This window comes from Microbulbifer mixtoriginis (SeqCode) (genome assembly GCF_052466865.1).
Map to the genome: position 1 here is coordinate 2042889 of NZ_CP174293.1, position 15660 is coordinate 2058548.

Annotated in this window: 16 protein-coding genes; 13 read left to right on the top strand and 3 right to left on the bottom strand. The window is 49.3% G+C overall.

Features of this window, described 5'->3' with window-relative positions:
- The first annotated feature begins 180 nt into the window (after positions 1-180).
- The 3 genes from ACJJJA_RS09495 to ACJJJA_RS09505 all read left to right on the top strand — a co-directional run bounded on the left by ACJJJA_RS09495 (position 181) and on the right by ACJJJA_RS09505 (position 3930).
- Positions 181-732, top strand: a complete 552-nt coding sequence (locus ACJJJA_RS09495; RefSeq protein WP_444885399.1) for an HNH endonuclease family protein — start codon at positions 181-183, stop codon at positions 730-732.
- 91 nt (positions 733-823) lie between these two features.
- Complete coding sequence (locus tag ACJJJA_RS09500) at positions 824-3523, top strand: DEAD/DEAH box helicase (protein ID WP_444904409.1); 2700 nt, start codon at positions 824-826, stop codon at positions 3521-3523.
- Between the two features lie 104 nt (positions 3524-3627).
- Positions 3628-3930 (top strand): hypothetical protein, encoded by a 303-nt coding sequence (locus tag ACJJJA_RS09505; RefSeq protein WP_252085404.1) that lies wholly within the window; start codon positions 3628-3630, stop codon positions 3928-3930.
- Between the two features lie 101 nt (positions 3931-4031).
- On the opposite strand, the gene ACJJJA_RS09510 is transcribed toward ACJJJA_RS09505, so the two are convergent.
- Positions 4032-4337, bottom strand: a complete 306-nt coding sequence (locus ACJJJA_RS09510) for a DUF6471 domain-containing protein (RefSeq protein ID WP_444904410.1) — start codon at positions 4335-4337, stop codon at positions 4032-4034.
- Positions 4338-4485: 148 nt separating this feature from the next.
- On the opposite strand from ACJJJA_RS09510, the gene ACJJJA_RS09515 reads away from it, so the two are divergent.
- From ACJJJA_RS09515 to ACJJJA_RS09545, 7 genes are read left to right on the top strand one after another with little or no spacing between them, the layout of a single operon-like run.
- Complete coding sequence (locus ACJJJA_RS09515; RefSeq protein WP_444885397.1) at positions 4486-4890, top strand: DUF2170 family protein; 405 nt, start codon at positions 4486-4488, stop codon at positions 4888-4890.
- Positions 4887-5582 carry a PspA/IM30 family protein gene (locus ACJJJA_RS09520; RefSeq protein ID WP_252085407.1) on the top strand — a complete coding sequence of 232 codons (696 nt, stop codon included), beginning with the start codon at positions 4887-4889 and terminating at the stop codon, positions 5580-5582. Before ACJJJA_RS09515 ends, ACJJJA_RS09520 begins: the two co-directional genes overlap by 4 nt.
- 4 nt (positions 5583-5586) lie before the next feature.
- Entirely contained in the window at positions 5587-6660 is a 1074-nt protein-coding gene (locus tag ACJJJA_RS09525; RefSeq protein WP_252085408.1) for a potassium channel family protein, read from the top strand.
- Positions 6645-7298, top strand: a complete 654-nt coding sequence (locus tag ACJJJA_RS09530; protein WP_252085409.1) for a YjfK family protein — start codon at positions 6645-6647, stop codon at positions 7296-7298. The genes ACJJJA_RS09525 and ACJJJA_RS09530 overlap by 16 nt, the downstream gene beginning before the upstream one ends.
- 15 nt (positions 7299-7313) lie before the next feature.
- A complete protein-coding gene (locus ACJJJA_RS09535; protein WP_252085410.1) occupies positions 7314-7730 on the top strand; it encodes a DUF350 domain-containing protein in 417 nt (138 codons plus the stop codon).
- 12 nt (positions 7731-7742) lie between these two features.
- Positions 7743-8366, top strand: a complete 624-nt coding sequence (locus tag ACJJJA_RS09540) for a DUF1190 domain-containing protein (protein WP_444888622.1) — start codon at positions 7743-7745, stop codon at positions 8364-8366.
- 3 nt (positions 8367-8369) lie between these two features.
- Entirely contained in the window at positions 8370-9536 is a 1167-nt protein-coding gene (locus ACJJJA_RS09545; protein ID WP_444904411.1) for a glutathionylspermidine synthase family protein, read from the top strand.
- A gap of 102 nt (positions 9537-9638) precedes the next feature.
- Here ACJJJA_RS09545 and ACJJJA_RS09550 read toward each other — a convergent pair whose 3' ends face one another.
- On the bottom strand, positions 9639-11273 hold the full coding sequence (locus ACJJJA_RS09550) for a two-component system sensor histidine kinase NtrB (protein ID WP_444904412.1): 1635 nt from the start codon (positions 11271-11273) through the stop codon (positions 9639-9641).
- 318 nt (positions 11274-11591) lie between these two features.
- On the opposite strand from ACJJJA_RS09550, the gene ACJJJA_RS09555 reads away from it, so the two are divergent.
- The 3 genes from ACJJJA_RS09555 (at position 11592) to ACJJJA_RS09565 (ending at position 14865) form a co-directional block, all read left to right on the top strand.
- Positions 11592-13004 carry an amidohydrolase gene (locus ACJJJA_RS09555; RefSeq protein WP_444885393.1) on the top strand — a complete coding sequence of 471 codons (1413 nt, stop codon included), beginning with the start codon at positions 11592-11594 and terminating at the stop codon, positions 13002-13004.
- Complete coding sequence (locus ACJJJA_RS09560; protein WP_444904413.1) at positions 13001-14302, top strand: amidohydrolase family protein; 1302 nt, start codon at positions 13001-13003, stop codon at positions 14300-14302. Before ACJJJA_RS09555 ends, ACJJJA_RS09560 begins: the two co-directional genes overlap by 4 nt.
- A 167-nt stretch (positions 14303-14469) precedes the next feature.
- Positions 14470-14865, top strand: a complete 396-nt coding sequence (locus ACJJJA_RS09565) for an MAPEG family protein (RefSeq protein WP_444888626.1) — start codon at positions 14470-14472, stop codon at positions 14863-14865.
- A 170-nt stretch (positions 14866-15035) separates the two neighbouring features.
- Here ACJJJA_RS09565 and ACJJJA_RS09570 read toward each other — a convergent pair whose 3' ends face one another.
- On the bottom strand, positions 15036-15332 hold the full coding sequence (locus ACJJJA_RS09570; protein WP_252085417.1) for a YebG family protein: 297 nt from the start codon (positions 15330-15332) through the stop codon (positions 15036-15038).
- Positions 15333-15660: the final 328 nt, after the last annotated feature.

The following is a 15660-nucleotide window of genomic DNA, read 5'->3' on the forward strand; positions in this document are numbered from 1 at the left end:
CCTTTCCCAGATACTAGTGGTTTCTAACTGCCTCCGTTGCGCCGGTTCATACACTTATCTTTTCCTTTCGCTGTTTGTTGGTAATTAATGGTTTCGTTTTTACCTCAGTTTGAACCGGTACATACAATCCCAATCAGTTTTCTAGTAATCTAAAGATCTGATTTGATTGGTAGTTGATGTATGAGTGTTCGGTCAATTTCAAGATTTTGTGTGTGCTTCTTTTTATTTTCTTTCAGCTTTTCTGCTCTGGCGATTAGTTATGAGAGATCAGAGTGGTTACCCAAGTGGTCTGATACAGATAGGGATTGCCAAGATACCCGACATGAGCTGTTGATACGGTACTCCCTTTCGCCAGTTACTTATACTCGCGCCAACGGCTGTAAGGTGGATACTGGGTTGTGGCTAGATCCTTATACCGGCAATTTTTACAGCAAAGCTTCTGATCTGGATGTGGAGCATATTGTGCCCCTTAAGTGGGCCCATGATCACGGAGGAGCTGGGTGGAGCCGTGCAAAGAAAAGGCGCTTTGCTGAGGATATCGATAATCTCTGGTTGGTGGATGATGGCCGCAATCAAAGTAAAGGGCACAAAGGGCCTGATGAGTGGATGCCACCCTATGCGCCCGTCGGTAAAATATATGTTCAGCGATTTATTTCTATCGTAGAGAAATATGGACTGAGCCTGAGTCGAGATGAATCTCGCAAACTACGCACAATAGCGAGTGAGGGCTAGCCAGTCTAAATGCCAACTGGCACATTGAGTGGGGAGTGTCGTCCCGGTGGTACAATTTCGGGCAGGACTTTGCCTCTAATTGGAAGCATGGATGGTTATGCGGGACTCCTCCAAATTGTTGGTCGAATATTTCAGACGTTGCTATCAGGCGGATAGTCATGATTTATCACTGAGTAATATTGCCCGGCTTGCGGGTAATCGCCGGGTATTTTTCAGAGAGCGGGACTTTTTAGCCAGTGGAGAGTTGCCCAGAGTACCATTGGTGGGGACCTCGGTTACTAAGCTCGTAGAGCTAACGGATGCTTACCGAAAAGAGCGCAGTTTAATCTATTCGGTGTTCTTGATCTCTGGTGAACTCCCGAGTCAGCTGGGGCTTAGTTCCAAGCGTCAATTGTGTGCCCCGCTACTGTATTTTCCTGCCCGTCTTTGTTCTGACGAAGAGTATTTTGTGGAGGTCAACTCGGCTGATCTCCATATCAACCTTCCACTGCTGCGCTTGATCCTTAAGCCGGATATAGACTCAAGAGTAACAGATAGCTTCCCTATACCGAGCTTTCCGCTGGATAGTCCCCAGGTGGCAGCCATGGGTCGCTGGCTGGAACAAAATAGTCGGTTAACCGGTATTGAAGAGATTAGTCGCTGGCCGAATCTACAGACGGTTGATTGTGATGAGTTGGGTAGGGCTCCAGCTCTGGCAATAAGCAGTGCCTGCGCCCTCATTCTGGCTGATAGGTCGCGGGGATCGCGCGGTGTTCTTCATGAGCTGAAACTTCTAGGCCGAGAACGAAACTTTTCTGCTCCATTAAATTTGGCCCTCGGGGAGGAGGTTGTTGATTTCCGGCAGAGTGACAGTGAGCCGGAGATGTTGCCGGGACTTTTGAGTGAGGCTCAGGAAAGGGCTTTGCGAAATGCTGCGAAGATGCCCTTGAGTCTGGTTTCCGGCCCGCCAGGCACCGGTAAGAGTTTTACCATTGCCGCAATGGCGATTGACCAAATGCTGCATGGCAATACTGTTTTGGTAGTTTCTAAAACCCCCCAGGCCATAGATGTTGTACGACAGAAGTTGCGTGAGGCCTATGACTTGCAGGAAGGGTATGTACATGCGGGTGAAAAGGGTTTTATACCCAGCCTGAAATTTCATTTGGATTCTTTGCTCAAAGAAGGGGTTGAAGCTCCCGAGGTGAGCGTTGCCAACCTAAAGCGTAGTCTTAAAGTAACACTCAAATCAATGCGTAAAGCTGAGCGCCGCTTTAATGGAGCGTTAAGAGCTGCTCAGAAACTCGGTTCCGATGGTTTTGGTACTTGGTTGGTGGCATTGAGATTGCGTATTTTAGGTCGGCAACTGGATACGGAATCACTGTGGGAATTCCAGGAGGTAATCGGGACCTTGCGTAAGAATTTTGAGCGGCATGCGTCTCGATTTATTAATGCTTATCGAAAAGAGGCCCTTCTAAATCTTTTAAAGCATGAAAGAAGGCATTTATCGGCTTTCAATCAGGCTCTCAGGGCTAGAACCTCCAAAACGCAAGCAGAGCGTTTTGCTCAAACGAATATGCAGGTTGTTTTACAGGCGTACCCAATTTGGCTTGTGAGCCTGGATGAGCTAAATGAAGTATTGCCTCTCTCTCGTGAGCTCTTTGATCTCGTTATCTTTGATGAGTCCACCCAGTGTGATATCGCCAGCGTCCTACCAGCATTACACCGAGCAAAACGTGCGGTTGTCGTCGGGGATGGCAAGCAGCTGCGTCACGTCTCCTTTTTATCTGTGGCGCAACAACAACAGTTGTGGGAAGACCTAGGAAGCCCTGAAGAATTACCTATGAAGTTGAGTTACCGGGACCAGTCCTTGTTGGATATTGTCTCTGACTCCCTGGGTAGTCAGCAGGCCGTTACCTTACTGGATGAACACTATCGCAGTCAGCCGGAGTTAATTGCTTTTAGCAATAACGCTTTTTATACAGATCGACTCAAGGTGATGCAGGCTAGACCGGTAGCTTCTAGTGAGAGGACTTTAACTCTGCATTACTTGGAGGGAAAGCGAGCAAAAAATGGCAGAAATCGGCTGGAAAAGGATTGGATACTTGAGCAGCTGCGTGAACATACTCATCGCTATGCCGACTCCCCACTCAAGCCAACGGTTGGAATTCTTTCTCCTTTCAGGGAGCAGGCGGATTATCTGGCATCCGAAGTGGATAAGGCCTTCCCGACAGATGTGCTGAGCAGTTTCTCCGTCTTGGTTGCAACCCCTTACGGATTTCAGGGAGAGGAGCGGGACCTGATGCTCCTGTCTTTTTCTGTAGACAATCAGTCCCTGCGTGCAGCGACTTATCTTAATCGTGCCGACATGTTTAATGTTGCTGTGACCCGGGCTAAAGAGAGGCAGTTGGTGGCTTATTCCATCAGCCCGGAATCCCTGTCACCTGAGCACTTGCTGCGCCGCTATGTTGATTTTGATCATGAGGCGGGCCTAAGTGTTCCACAAAAAGTTTTTCCCTGTGAGTTTGCCGAAGAGGTGAGCGCGAGCCTGCGGATGGCGGAGGTCAGACATTGGGTTGCATTCCCTATCGCTGGCCAGCGTATTGATGTGGTCTGCGAATACCACGGCCGAGTCCTGGGGGTGGATTTGATCGGTTTTCCTGGGGAGTATCGGTATCACTTTACTACCCAGACTTATAAAGTGTTGCACAGAGCGGGGGTTACTGTTTTGCCATTACCCTATGCCAGCTGGAAGCGTGACCCAGAGAACTGCCTTAGACGTATTCTTGCAGTTTTGAAGAGGGGTCACCTTTAGGGTAGTGGGGGGCTCACTCTTAGAAGTGGATACACAAAATGAAAGTTGCGCCGGGGCTGCTAGGCTTTATAGGAGTTCAGCTTGCAGTTTAGCCGAGTACGCCTATGAAATTGTGGTTATTAATACCCTGCTTTTGGGTGACTGCCGTAGCAGCTGTGGATGTGATATTTGTGGATGCCCAGCAGCAACAGGGGGTGCGAAGCCCGACCTTAAGCTTTTGTCAGGCGCGATTCTATGAGGAGGATGACGGCCGCCTTTACTGTAACTGGGCAGTCAATTTTCGCTATGCCTGTTTTGTATGGTGGCCAACCAATAAAATAATACCGGCAGGAGCCAAACTCTCTGAACCAGAGGTTGTCGGTAAGTGTGGTAACGGTGAGCCGGTTTATAAGCTCCATCACTACTAGCTATTCAGCGGGCCTGGTTGCTAGATTTTATAGCATGCTCTGTCTTCGAGTTTAGCGATTTACTTCCTATTGGTACTGCATGATAGAGCATGTTAGCTTCTCTAATGTTCGGTATTGAGTCCTTGATCTTGTAGTTCTCGCGCTTGCTTAAGGATTTCAGGCATGGCGCTGTCTTCCACCGATAAGGCATCAATGATGGCTGCCAGTAGATCTGCAGAAAACATGCATTTACTCACCTTGCTACGCAGGTTTTCCGTGGTCATTGAAATCCCTCTTTCGGCCAGGGCCTGGGCGAGATCCCCGTAACGCATACCCCGCAAAGCCATAGATGCGCGCACATAGCGGGCGATAGCCTGTTTGTACGGAGCCAGTGCTTGCTGGTTACTGAGGCTTTGCTTGTGGTCCATGGGCTCGACTCCGTTACAGTTGATGTCACTTATGTGGTAAATATTATCTTTGTGTGTATTATTTGCAACATAAGTTTGAAATAAGTTATTGACCGCCTTTTTTTTGATGCTATATTTGTGACTAATATTCCACAGCGAGGGAGTCGAGATGACCTGGAACCATGAGAATCTACGCCATTTGGCGGAAAGCCACACCGGATGGGTGGTGGAATCTGAGGGAGAGTGCCTCAGTATTTCCAATGACGAAGGAGTCGATGCATTCGTTTATGTCGGTGAGAAGCAGATCGTTGTCGAGAGCATCTTGTTCCCGGTCAGCCAGGTAGCCGACGTGGTCGCCCTTAATGAGTTGATTCTCCAGACTCATCAACTGGTTCCCCTGACGTCGATCGCCATCACCATGATTGGCGGTGAGCGTTACTATGTCGCTTTTGGCGCTTTGTCTGTGTCCAGTAAGGACGAAGTGGTAATTGAAGAAGTTGAAACCCTGTTCTCCAATGTGGGTGACTTCCTGGATTTATATGCTGATCATTTTGAAATGGAGGGTGTAGCATGAGCCTGAGAAAAATTTGGACTGCCTTGAAAGGCGCGGTCAATGAAGGAACTGAAGCCGTTGCGGACAGCCAGTCTATCCGTATCCTCGATCAAGAACTGCGGGAGGCAAAGGCCGAATTGAAAGCTTGTGATGAGAACCTGACTAAAATCATGGCCAAGCGCAAGCTGGCAGAAAGTAAGGTAGAGTCTCTAAAAGCCGATATTGAGACTTACAGCAACCACGCAATCAGTGCCAGCGAGAAAGGTGATGATAGCCTGGCTTTGGAGTGTGCCGAGCGTGTTACTGAGCTGGAAGCTCAACTCGAAACGGAACAGAGCCTCTTGGATGGCTTCATCAACTCTGAGCGTACCCTGAAAGGGAATATCTCCAAGGCGAAAATTAATGTCCGCCGTATGGAGCAGCAGATTGACCAGATCAAGGCCACCGAATCTGTACAAAAGGCCCAAGTAGCCGTTTCCTCTCGCCATATGGGGGCTAACAGCAAAATCAAAACGGCCCTGGACAGCCTTGATCGTATCAAGACCAAGCAACAGGAGCGTGCTGCGGAGCTGGAAGCTGCTGAAGAGCTGGCAACAGAGGAAAGCGGCTCTGGTCTGGACGCCAAGCTGAAGGCGGCGGGCATTAAGCCCGGTGGCCAGGTCAGCGGCAGCGACAAGCTGGCCCAGCTACTGGCGAGCCGCCAAAAGGCCTGATCCAGTGCTACTTTATCGAGTGCGGCGCCTTCTGGCGTCGCTTTTTGTTAAGGCCAATATACTAACCATTCTTGTCGGCGTGCTGGGTTATGTAATGGGGAGTTACCTATTACTCAGTGCTGCAGGGGAGCATGAGATTGTTGACCCCGCCAACTTTATATATTGGCTGATAGTGACTGCTTCCACAGTAGGCTATGGCGATTTCTCGCCGGTAACGCCCGCAGGTAAAGTGGTTGTGGCAACCTGGGTGATCCCCTTTGGATTGAGTCTATTCGCTTTGGTGCTTACCAAGGTGGGCTTTGTAATTTCAGAGTTTGTGCATAGAGGAAAGAGAGGGTTGCGCATGACAAACCATGTAAATCATACGGTTATAATTGGCTGGAATGGAACGCGAACCCTTCGTTTGATAGAGCTGCTGTTATCGAAAACCAATGGTACAGCAACAGATATCGTGCTTTGTGTCGAGGCCGACATCGAGAATCCCATGCCGGGTAAAATTGATTTTGTCCGGGTTGAATCCTTTTCCCATATTGAGAGCATGCAGCGCGCCGCACTTGTCGATGCCGCGCGAATCATTATCGATAATCCCCTGGATGATGTCACGCTCACCACAGCTTTGTTCTGTGACAAACTCAGTCCCAATAGCCATAAAACAGCCTATTTCCAGGATGAAAATGTCGGTGAGCTATTGCGCTCACACTGCCCGAATATTGAATGCATCCCCTCAGTAGCGGTGGAATTACTGGCTAAATCCTCCCTGGACCCCGGTTCTGCCAGATTACACCGGCAGCTTCTGGATAGCACTTATGGAATGACTCAGTACAGTATTGAGTATCAGGGTGAACGGCCATTGTTATTTTCTGCTCTGTTTGATCATTTCAAAAAGAATTTGTCCGCAACCTTGATTGCGGTACGTCGTCAGGGAATAGTTAAAATTGATGTAAACCCCGCGTTGACCGATGAGGTGAACAGGGGGGATATGCTCTATTACATTTCTGCTAAGCGGCTTACAGAAAAGCGCTGCTTCGATATAAAAATGAATGAAGGAGAGGGGACAGGTACGTGTTTACCAAGCTGATTGACAAACTCAAAGGTAAAGATATTCCAAAGGTGAAAACCCCGGAAATTATGGGATTGCGACTCGGCGCAAGTTTTGAACTGGACCCATTGGCTATTCGCCTGATACTGGATGAACTCACGATTGAATCCTGTTCTCCAACGCAGATTATCAAAGCCGCCGGAATTGTAGAGCTCGATGGAGCCTGGGTTTATCGGTTTTATACTGATGACGATGCCTGGCTACAGGTTGTGGCAGAAGGCGGTCAAAGTGATGAGCATGTAGTAGACGTAAAGCTGTTTCACTTTTACGATACCCTCGATGTCGCCAATCAGCAGGTTTGGGACAGGCTTCTAAAGCAAGAAATCGGTGCAGCTAATTACCAATTGCAGGACCGTAACTATCAGAGAGTCTGGACTGCTACAGGTGATTATCACAACCCGGTGCATATGGCCGAGAAGACCTATGACGCCGATGGGGACTATTCCCTCACCGACCAATTCACCATGCTTTTTGAACGCGATTTGTCCGATCAGCGTACCGAATCCCTGTTCCTTTCAGCGGAAGAGAAAGAGGAGGACGCAGGTTACCTGAGTCGCAGCCTGGTGATTAGTACCGGTATAACTTTGACACCATCACAGCTGACTATTCACGGATAATAAGGAGATGTATTAATGGACCAGCCCTACGATTTGATGACTGGTATCCTCCATTTTGCGGCCTATTTTGGCCTGTCACTGGTATTTTTAATCGCGTTTAAATTTCTTTATGCACTAGTGACACCCCATGACGAATGGAAGTTAATCCGTGAAGACAAAAACGCAGCCGCTGCCATTGGATTTGGTGGTGCGGTGCTGGGTTTTGCCATTGCTGTTGGCGGCGCTGCCAGTAACTCTGTTTCCATTATTGACTTTGCCACTTGGGCAGTGGTTGCTCTAATCGCTCAGCTTATTGCCTTTGCGATTATTCGTTTTGGCTTTATGCCACGTATTGTTGAGCGCATTGAAGACGGTGAAGTCAGCGCGGGTATTATGCTGGCAGCTACCACTATTTCTGTTGGTGTCCTCAACGCGGCTTGCATGAGCTATTAAGCGGAGGTGAGGATGAAGCGTAGTAAAAATATTAATCTTGCGCGGATGCGCAAGGGCAGGGGGGCAAGTTTTGTTTTACGCCCCCTGGCTCTGGGTATCACCGTGGCTCTGGTGGGCTGCTCCTCCGATGAAGAGGTTAAGGTGGTGTCCTCTGTCGAGGACTGTGTGAATAATACACAGCTTGATGAAGCCCAATGTGAGGCGGCCTACCAGAAGGCCCTCGCGGAAGCTGAGCGGACTGGGCCCAAATATGCCAATTTGTCCCAGTGTGAGACGGAGTTCGGTAGTTGTCGCGAGAGTAGCAGCGGTTTTTGGATGCCACTGATGACCGGTTTTATGGTCGCCTCTATATTGAATGATAATGACCGGCGCTATCACTCCTACGGTCATTACAACCCGGTATACCGTTATTCTGCCTCCGGCTCCCGCTATTATGATCGCTTGATGACCGCTGATGGTCAGGTTATCGGTCGCTACGGTAAAAACTCCTATACCGTAGATAAAACTGCGATGGATCCCAAGCCCAAGGTTACCAAGACGGTTTCACGCGGGGGCTTTGGAGCGGTCGCTTCAGCCAAATCCAACTGGGGTGGCGGACGCTCTAGTAGCAGTCGCTCCCGAAGCTGGGGGGGCTGATTGGTGCTGAGGTTGCCGATCGGTGAGCGCCCGCGCTGGAAAGAGCGGGCGCAGGAGTTTGGTTTCCATTTTCACACCATGTATGGGGAGCCATACTGGGATGAAACTGCTTACTATCAGTTCACTTTGGAACAGATAGAGCAGGATATTGAGGACCCCACCGAAGAAATCCACGCAATGTGCCTGGATGTTGTCGCTAAGGTGCTTGAGGATGAGGCGTTGTTAAGGCGCTTCCGCATACCGGAGCAGCACTGGGATTTTGTCCGCGCTTCCTGGAAAAATGGTGACCCCAGCCTTTATTCTCGCTTGGATTTTGCCTATTCGGGGCAGGGTCCGGCCAAACTTTATGAGAATAACGCCGACACGCCTACCAGCCTATATGAAACGGGATTTTGGCAGTGGCTTTGGTTGCAGGATAATGTAGATAGGCGGGCACTTCCCCTACAGTCTGATCAATTTAACAGCCTGCAGGAAAAGCTGGTTAATCGCTTTCGCGATGTACAGTTCCTGACCCCTGGTCGAGAACTACATTTTGCCTGTTGCAAAGATACGGTAGAAGACCGCGGTACGGTTCAATATTTGCAAGATTGTGCCAGTGAAGCCGGCATCACTAATCATTTTGTATTTATCGAAGATATTGGTTGTGATGCGCAGGGAGATTTTACCGATTTAGACGATCAGGTAATTACCTGGATGTTCAAGCTGTACCCTTGGGAGTTTATGTTCCGCGAGGAATTTGGCTCTCTGTTGGGGGGCAATAACGTACGTTGGTTGGAACCACCCTGGAAGGCGATATTATCCAATAAAGCACTCCTGCCCATGTTGTGGAAGTTGTTTCCCGGGCACCCCAACTTACTACCTTCATTTTTCGAAGATGAGCTGGATAAAGCTGAGGGCTATTCGGAGCTGGTTAAGAAGCCCATTTTCTCCCGTGAGGGAGCCAATATTTCAGTAGTACGCGGAGAAGATGTGCAATCGCTTTCGGATGGGCCCTATGGAGAAGAGGGCTTTATCTATCAGGCTATGCATCCACTGCCGAAGTTTGGTCAGAGTTTTACCCTGGTGGGTAGCTGGCTAGTGGATGATATGGCTGCGGGTATTTCAATTCGCGAGGATAGTAATCTTATAACTCAGGATATGAGTCGCTACCTTCCGCATATTATCCTTTAAAATACTTGCCAGAGTAATTTCTCTGGCAAGTATTCGTGTAAGTGTGCCACTTTCTTAAAGTAAGTGGCTTTTTTGCTTTAAGACACAAGTTATTTTAGATATTCAAAGCGCTGTTGTTATCAGTTGCCCGCTTAAAATCAATTCCTCAATTTTGTTGCTGAGCCTATCGTAAGTAAAAGGTTTTTGGATACAGTCGAGAACCCCATCTTTGATAACTTCCTGGACTTTGCTATCGACACTAAACCCGGTTGAAAGCAATGCTTTCACCTCCGGGTTGATGCGCTGCAGAAAGGCGAATAGTTCCTGGCCATCCATTCCGGGCATAATCATATCGAGAATCACCAGGTCTACCTGTTCGTAATGCTGTCGGTAATAGGTGATTGCCTGTTCCGCCGAAGCGAAAGTGGTTACGCTGTGGCCATTCATTTCAAAGAGTGTTTTCGAATAGCTGCGGACAATGGCTTCATCGTCCACCACCATAATACGAAGTTGGCGTTTGGCAGATTGCGGTACAGTTTGTTTTTGCTGTCTACTTACTTTTGCTTCGGCAATCGGCAGGTACAAATTAAAGGTGCTGCCCTCTCCCTCAATGCTATGGCATTGTATGGCCCCCTTATGCAAATGGATGGTGCCATGCACTGCGGCGAGACCCAGTCCGGCACCCCGGCCGCATTCCTTAGTGGTGAAGAAAGGCTCAAAAATTCTGCGGCGCACTTCAGGGGGCATACCTGTACCATTATCGCGAATGGTGATTAACAGGTAATGACCAGGTTGCACTTCAAAATCTGCGATAGTAGTAATTTTTTCAAAGGTAATATTGCTACTACTAAAATGCAGAGTGCCTCCACTCGGCATGGCATCCTTGGCGTTGATGCCGATATTTAATAATGCACTTTTCAACTGGGCGGGATCGCCGACTACATGAGGCCGGCCAGCTTCTAGTTGCTGTTCAACGCGAATACGCCGATCAATGGTGCGCTCAAGCATGGCACAGACATCGCGGGTGATTTCATGGGTATTGCAATCTTTTAGTTGATAGTTACCTTTGCGAGCAAAGGTAAGCAGCTGCTTAGTCAGCTCAGCGGCATGGCGGGCAGTAGTGAGTATATGATTGGTGTATTCGCTGATACGGGGGTCTTCCGCTATCTGCTGGATAACCTCGGCATAACCACTGATTCCATGAATCATATTGTTGAAGTCATGTGCGATGCCGCCGGCTAGCTCGCCAATAGCCTGCATTTTTTGCGCTTGGCGTAACTCCTCCTCCAGCAGGCGCTGTTTGGTGATATCGGTTCCAATACTGAGTATGCCTGTTGGGCAGCCACTTTCATCTGAAAGGATTTTATTAGTCCAGGCAATCCAAACCCTCTTGCCAGACTTGGTGATGTTCTCGTTAATGTTGTAGCGATGTTCTTGTGGATTATCGCAAACATGTTGAATGAGTTGACGTAGATCCCGGCCGCTGGACTCGCAGGCGGGCACTATGGTGCCGATCAGATGCCGCCCAATAATTTCGGCTTCAGAGTAGCCAAAAAGTTGTTGAGCATACTCATTAAAAGAGGTGATTCGCCCGTGCCTGTCGCAGCGCATAATGATGGAATTCGCATGCTCAACCAGTTCGCGATAGCGCTCTTCACTTTTACGTAAAGCCTCATAGACTTGCTGGGAATCCCGGCTTTGGCTACTGGTGACATAAGTGGATGTGGGGAATACCGGCAAGCTGTTTTCCTTGATCACCTATTCTCCTCCGGAATAATTATTGAGTATTTTTTCACCAGAAACTGCATCATGTGGAAACAAAAAAGTATATAGGGAACCTGGGGCCTTTTAAGGGCTGGTTTGCAGTCTTTGCTGACATGCCGACATTTATAAACCCTTTTGTAATTGTGTGTTTATTCAAATGTGATGGGTATCCACTTGCAGAGCAGACGAGTTTCTCGTTAATTCTTTGGGGCTTTTCTTCTCAGAAGCGAACTTTTCTTCTCTAAGTAGTGGCTAAGGTCAGACAAACTGATAGCATTCACCGCCATCTTCAAAACCATTGGATGAATAACTATGCAGCTGCATTCTCGAGTTTTCGGGCGCGGCATCGCGGCTTTGCTTTGTGCCTCGCTGTTGGTGTCTGCCTGCGGAGAGAAGAAAGCCGGGAGTGAGCAGAGATCTCTGGATTTTGCTCGCCTGGATGCTTTCCCTTCAACTTATTCTGTTACTCAGTCCCGGCCGGTGCTGATTCAGGATGCCACTTTGCTTACTGGGACTGGGGAGCAATTAGAGAACACAGACCTATTATTGAAAGGCGGAAAGATTGCAAAGATCGGTCAAGATCTTGAGGCTCCCAAGGACGCCTTGGTTGTCGATGGCAAAGGTAAGTGGGTGACCCCCGGAATTATCGATGTGCACTCTCACCTGGGAGATTATCCCGCCCCCTCTATTGAGTCCTCTCAGGATGGCAATGAGATGACATCCCCCAACACCGCGCAGGTATGGGCGGAACACTCTGTATGGACACAGGATCCCCAGTTCCCCTTAGCCCTGGCTGGCGGTGTGACCACATTGCAGATCCTACCGGGCTCTGCCAACTTGTTCGGTGGCCGCAGTGTAACCCTCAAAAATGTACCGGGTCGCAGCGTACAGGACATGAAATTTCCCGGTGCGCCCTACGGTCTGAAGATGGCCTGTGGCGAGAACCCTAAGCGTGTTTATGGTGGTAAAGGTACTTCCCCTTCAACCCGCATGGGTAATGTAGCTGGCTACCGCAATGCCTGGATTGAGGCCAGCAATTATAAGAAGAAGTGGGAGGAATATGTAGAGAAGGGTGGAGATGAACCAGAGCGAGACCTTGGCCTAGAGACCCTGGCAGGCGTTCTGAACGGCGATATCCTGGTACACAATCACTGTTATCGCGGAGAGGAAATGGCGGTGATGATGGATGTTGCCAAGGAGTTCGATTTCCAGATCTCTACGTTCCACCACGCAGTAGAAGCATACAAAGTCGCCGACCTGCTGGCGGAGAACAATGTATGTGCTGCGATGTGGGCTGACTGGTGGGGCTTTAAGCACGAAGCCTTCGATATGACAGAGGCAAATATTGCTATCGTCGATCAGGCCAAGGCCTGTGCGATGATTCACTCGGATTCCGGTGTGGGCGTTCAGCACCTGAATGAAGAAGTTGCTAAAGCGATGACTGCAGGTCAGCGCGCAGGTTTCGATATTCAGCCAAAGGATGCTGTGACCTGGATGACCATGAACCCCGCTAAGGCACTGGGTATCGATAAGCAAACCGGCAGCCTTGAGAAGGGTAAGATGGCCGATGTTGTTATTTGGTCTGGCAACCCGTTCAGTGTTTATACCCATGTTGATCAGGTCTTTATCGATGGGGAGCTGATGTACGATCGCTCCGATAAAAAGCGCCAACCGCGCAGTGATTTTGAGCTTGGTATTCTCAATGCAGAGGGAGAGCGACTGTGAAAAAAATAGCTGTATTCTATGCGCTGGCCCTGGGGGTTTTGACAGCAGGGGCTCAGGCGCAAAGTATCCTGATTAAGGGCGGCAAGGTACACACCCTGGCTGATATGGGCACACTGGAATCTGCCGATGTGCTGGTAGTGGACGGTAAAGTGGAGCAGGTGGCTCCCTCGCTGAATATGCCTGCCGATCGGGTAATTGATGCGAAAGGCAAGGTGGTGACTCCTGGAGTTATTGCACCCATTTCTGAATTGGGACTGGTGGAGATCAGCGCAGCCAGTGGCACCAACGACCATGCGGTAACTGGTGAGAGTATCGGCAGCGCCTTCAATCCTGTACCCGCATACAACCCCAAATCTACATTGATCCCTTTTAACCGGGCTGGTGGTGTTACCAGCGCTGTGGTGTTTCCAGCTATCAGTACTTGGGATAGCGCTGCGGTAGAGGCCCAGAGAGTGTTTGCCGGACGCGGCTTTGCTATCAAACTCAATGGTGAGTTCGATAGTGTCGAGGCGGAAGATGTTGCCCAGAAGGCTTATTTGGGTGAGGCCGGTGCTCAACTGGCCGGTGGTAGCCGTGCAAACGCCTATGCGAAAATTGAGAATGCCTTGAATGAGGCTAAGGAGTACCGGGACAATCGTGCAGCGATTCGTCTGGGAGAGTGGCGAGAGCTGAATTATAGTCTTGCGGATCTCGAGGCCTTACAGCCGGTGATTAATGGAACGGAACCGCTATTAATTACAGCTAATCGTGCCAGCGATATCCTTGCGGCTATTGAGTTGGCTAAGACTTACAATGTAAAGCTGGTGCTGCTGGGGGCGGCTGAAGGTTGGATGGTGGCGGAGCAGCTGGCCCAAGCTCAGGTGCCTGTCGTGATTGATGCGATTAACAACCTGCCCATTTCTTTCTCCAGCCTTGGCGCCCGCCTGGATAATGCTGCTTTGTTAACCAAAGCTGGTGTGAAAGTTGCCATTAGTGGTCCCGACTACGCTTCTACCCACAATGTATACCTCTCACGTCAGTCTGCTGGTAATGCTGTTGCCCACGGGTTGTCCTACGAGGAGGCTCTGAAGTCTATCAGTACAAATGTGGCAGATATCTTTAGCCTTAGTGGCGGTACCCTGGAGAAAGGTGCCGATGCTGATATTGTAGTTTGGAGCGGTGATCCACTGGAAGTAACCAGCTACCCTGAACAGGTACTGATTGAGGGAGAGCCCCAATCTTTGGTTACTCGTTCAACCCGCCTGCGCGATCGTCATCTTAAGCCGAGCAAGGGGCACGACTTTGGCTATCGCAATTAACTAGTGCTTAGTTTGTGAGCAGATGAAGAGCGGGCAAAGCCCGCTCTTTTTTTGTGTGACGAAAAATGAACAAAAAGGTCCAGCCACTTGTTTAGCATTGGTGTGGTGGGCTGTGTGGTGATAGGGATATATTTACATCTCGTATTAATAAGAAAAAGGAAAATGCCATGGTAAATATTACAGCGCTATATGCCAGCCTCTGTGCAATCCTCATTATCTACTTGGCAGGCCGGGTCGTTCAATTTCGTCGCACTAAGCGAGTAGGCATTGGCACTGGCGAGGATCGTCATAATGAGATTCGTGTGCGCGTGCACGCGAATGCGGTTGAATATACCCCCATCGCATTACTGCTCTTGTTGCTTGCGGAGCTAGGGGGCTTATCTGCACTGTGGTTGCATGTCTTTGGAATCGCCTTTTTTCTATCCCGCATTTTCCACGCTTATGGCCTGACAGCGGGTAAGGGAGGTACCCATGCCGGACGCTTTTGGGGCACATTAATCAGTTGGCTGGTGATACTAATACTCGCAGTGATCAATATTGTGATATCGATAAGATCTCTGTAAAAGCGTTTGTAGCAGTAAAGAATTTTTTAGGCGATCTGGAACGATTAACGATCTTTATGCGGTGAGAGGCTTCAGCTAAATACTGAAGCCCAGCAAAAAAGCCCGGTTGAACCGGGCAGAGTACAGGGATGAAACTTTAAATTACTACCAGAAAATTTCTTCTGGCAGTTTTACTGGTTTGCAGCAAAGGGAGTAACGGTCTCGTCGGAGGACTCTTCACCGCTCTCATCTTCTTCCAGCAGAACTTCTGGTTTGCCTTTGCAGGCTTTGGCCAGGGCATCGCGACGCTTGGCCAGCAACAGGCCGATCTCTTCGCTCACCTGCTCATCAATACCTTCAATACTGCGCTCAATGAGCGTGGTAATGTTGGCTGCAAGCTCCAGCATCTTATCGTGTTCTTCAGCATCTTTTTTGTTGTCGAACATTGCTCCGTCTCGATCGCATTTCCAAACAGCTACTACGGCCATGATATGCCTCCCAATTGCCTTTAAGACATTCCAGTTTGCTTGTATGGCTATACGGTAACTGTATAAATATTCAGTGTCAATGGTGGTTGGAACTGAAGTGGCGGAGGTTTCGTTGCGCTCAAGAGAGTTGCTATTGCGATGATTCGTCTTTAGGAAGCTGTCGTAACTGTCATAATGCGCCACTGCAGCCGGATGTACTCCCCCCAGGCATCCAGGCTGCAACCTCCGCACTGTGCAGGCCCGTTTGCGGGCCTGTTTTTTTTGGGGTGCCTAATCATCATTCTTGCGGGGGTAAGTTTCGATTTTGGCACGCCTGTACGGAGATCGT

Excerpts from the sequence above, each read along its gene's own strand:
- ACJJJA_RS09565 (WP_444888626.1), top strand. The coding sequence starts at position 14,470 with ATGGTAAATATTACAGCGCTATATGCCAGCCTCTGTGCAATCCTCATT.
- ACJJJA_RS09515 (WP_444885397.1), top strand. The coding sequence starts at position 4,486 with ATGACCTGGAACCATGAGAATCTACGCCATTTGGCGGAAAGCCACACC.
- ACJJJA_RS09570 (WP_252085417.1), bottom strand. The coding sequence starts at position 15,332 with ATGGCCGTAGTAGCTGTTTGGAAATGCGATCGAGACGGAGCAATGTTC.
- ACJJJA_RS09500 (WP_444904409.1), top strand. The coding sequence starts at position 824 with ATGGTTATGCGGGACTCCTCCAAATTGTTGGTCGAATATTTCAGACGT.
- ACJJJA_RS09510 (WP_444904410.1), bottom strand. The coding sequence starts at position 4,337 with ATGGACCACAAGCAAAGCCTCAGTAACCAGCAAGCACTGGCTCCGTAC.
- ACJJJA_RS09505 (WP_252085404.1), top strand. The coding sequence starts at position 3,628 with ATGAAATTGTGGTTATTAATACCCTGCTTTTGGGTGACTGCCGTAGCA.
- ACJJJA_RS09555 (WP_444885393.1), top strand. The coding sequence starts at position 11,592 with ATGCAGCTGCATTCTCGAGTTTTCGGGCGCGGCATCGCGGCTTTGCTT.
- ACJJJA_RS09520 (WP_252085407.1), top strand. The coding sequence starts at position 4,887 with ATGAGCCTGAGAAAAATTTGGACTGCCTTGAAAGGCGCGGTCAATGAA.
- ACJJJA_RS09495 (WP_444885399.1), top strand. The coding sequence starts at position 181 with ATGAGTGTTCGGTCAATTTCAAGATTTTGTGTGTGCTTCTTTTTATTT.
- ACJJJA_RS09540 (WP_444888622.1), top strand. The coding sequence starts at position 7,743 with ATGAAGCGTAGTAAAAATATTAATCTTGCGCGGATGCGCAAGGGCAGG.
- ACJJJA_RS09535 (WP_252085410.1), top strand. The coding sequence starts at position 7,314 with ATGGACCAGCCCTACGATTTGATGACTGGTATCCTCCATTTTGCGGCC.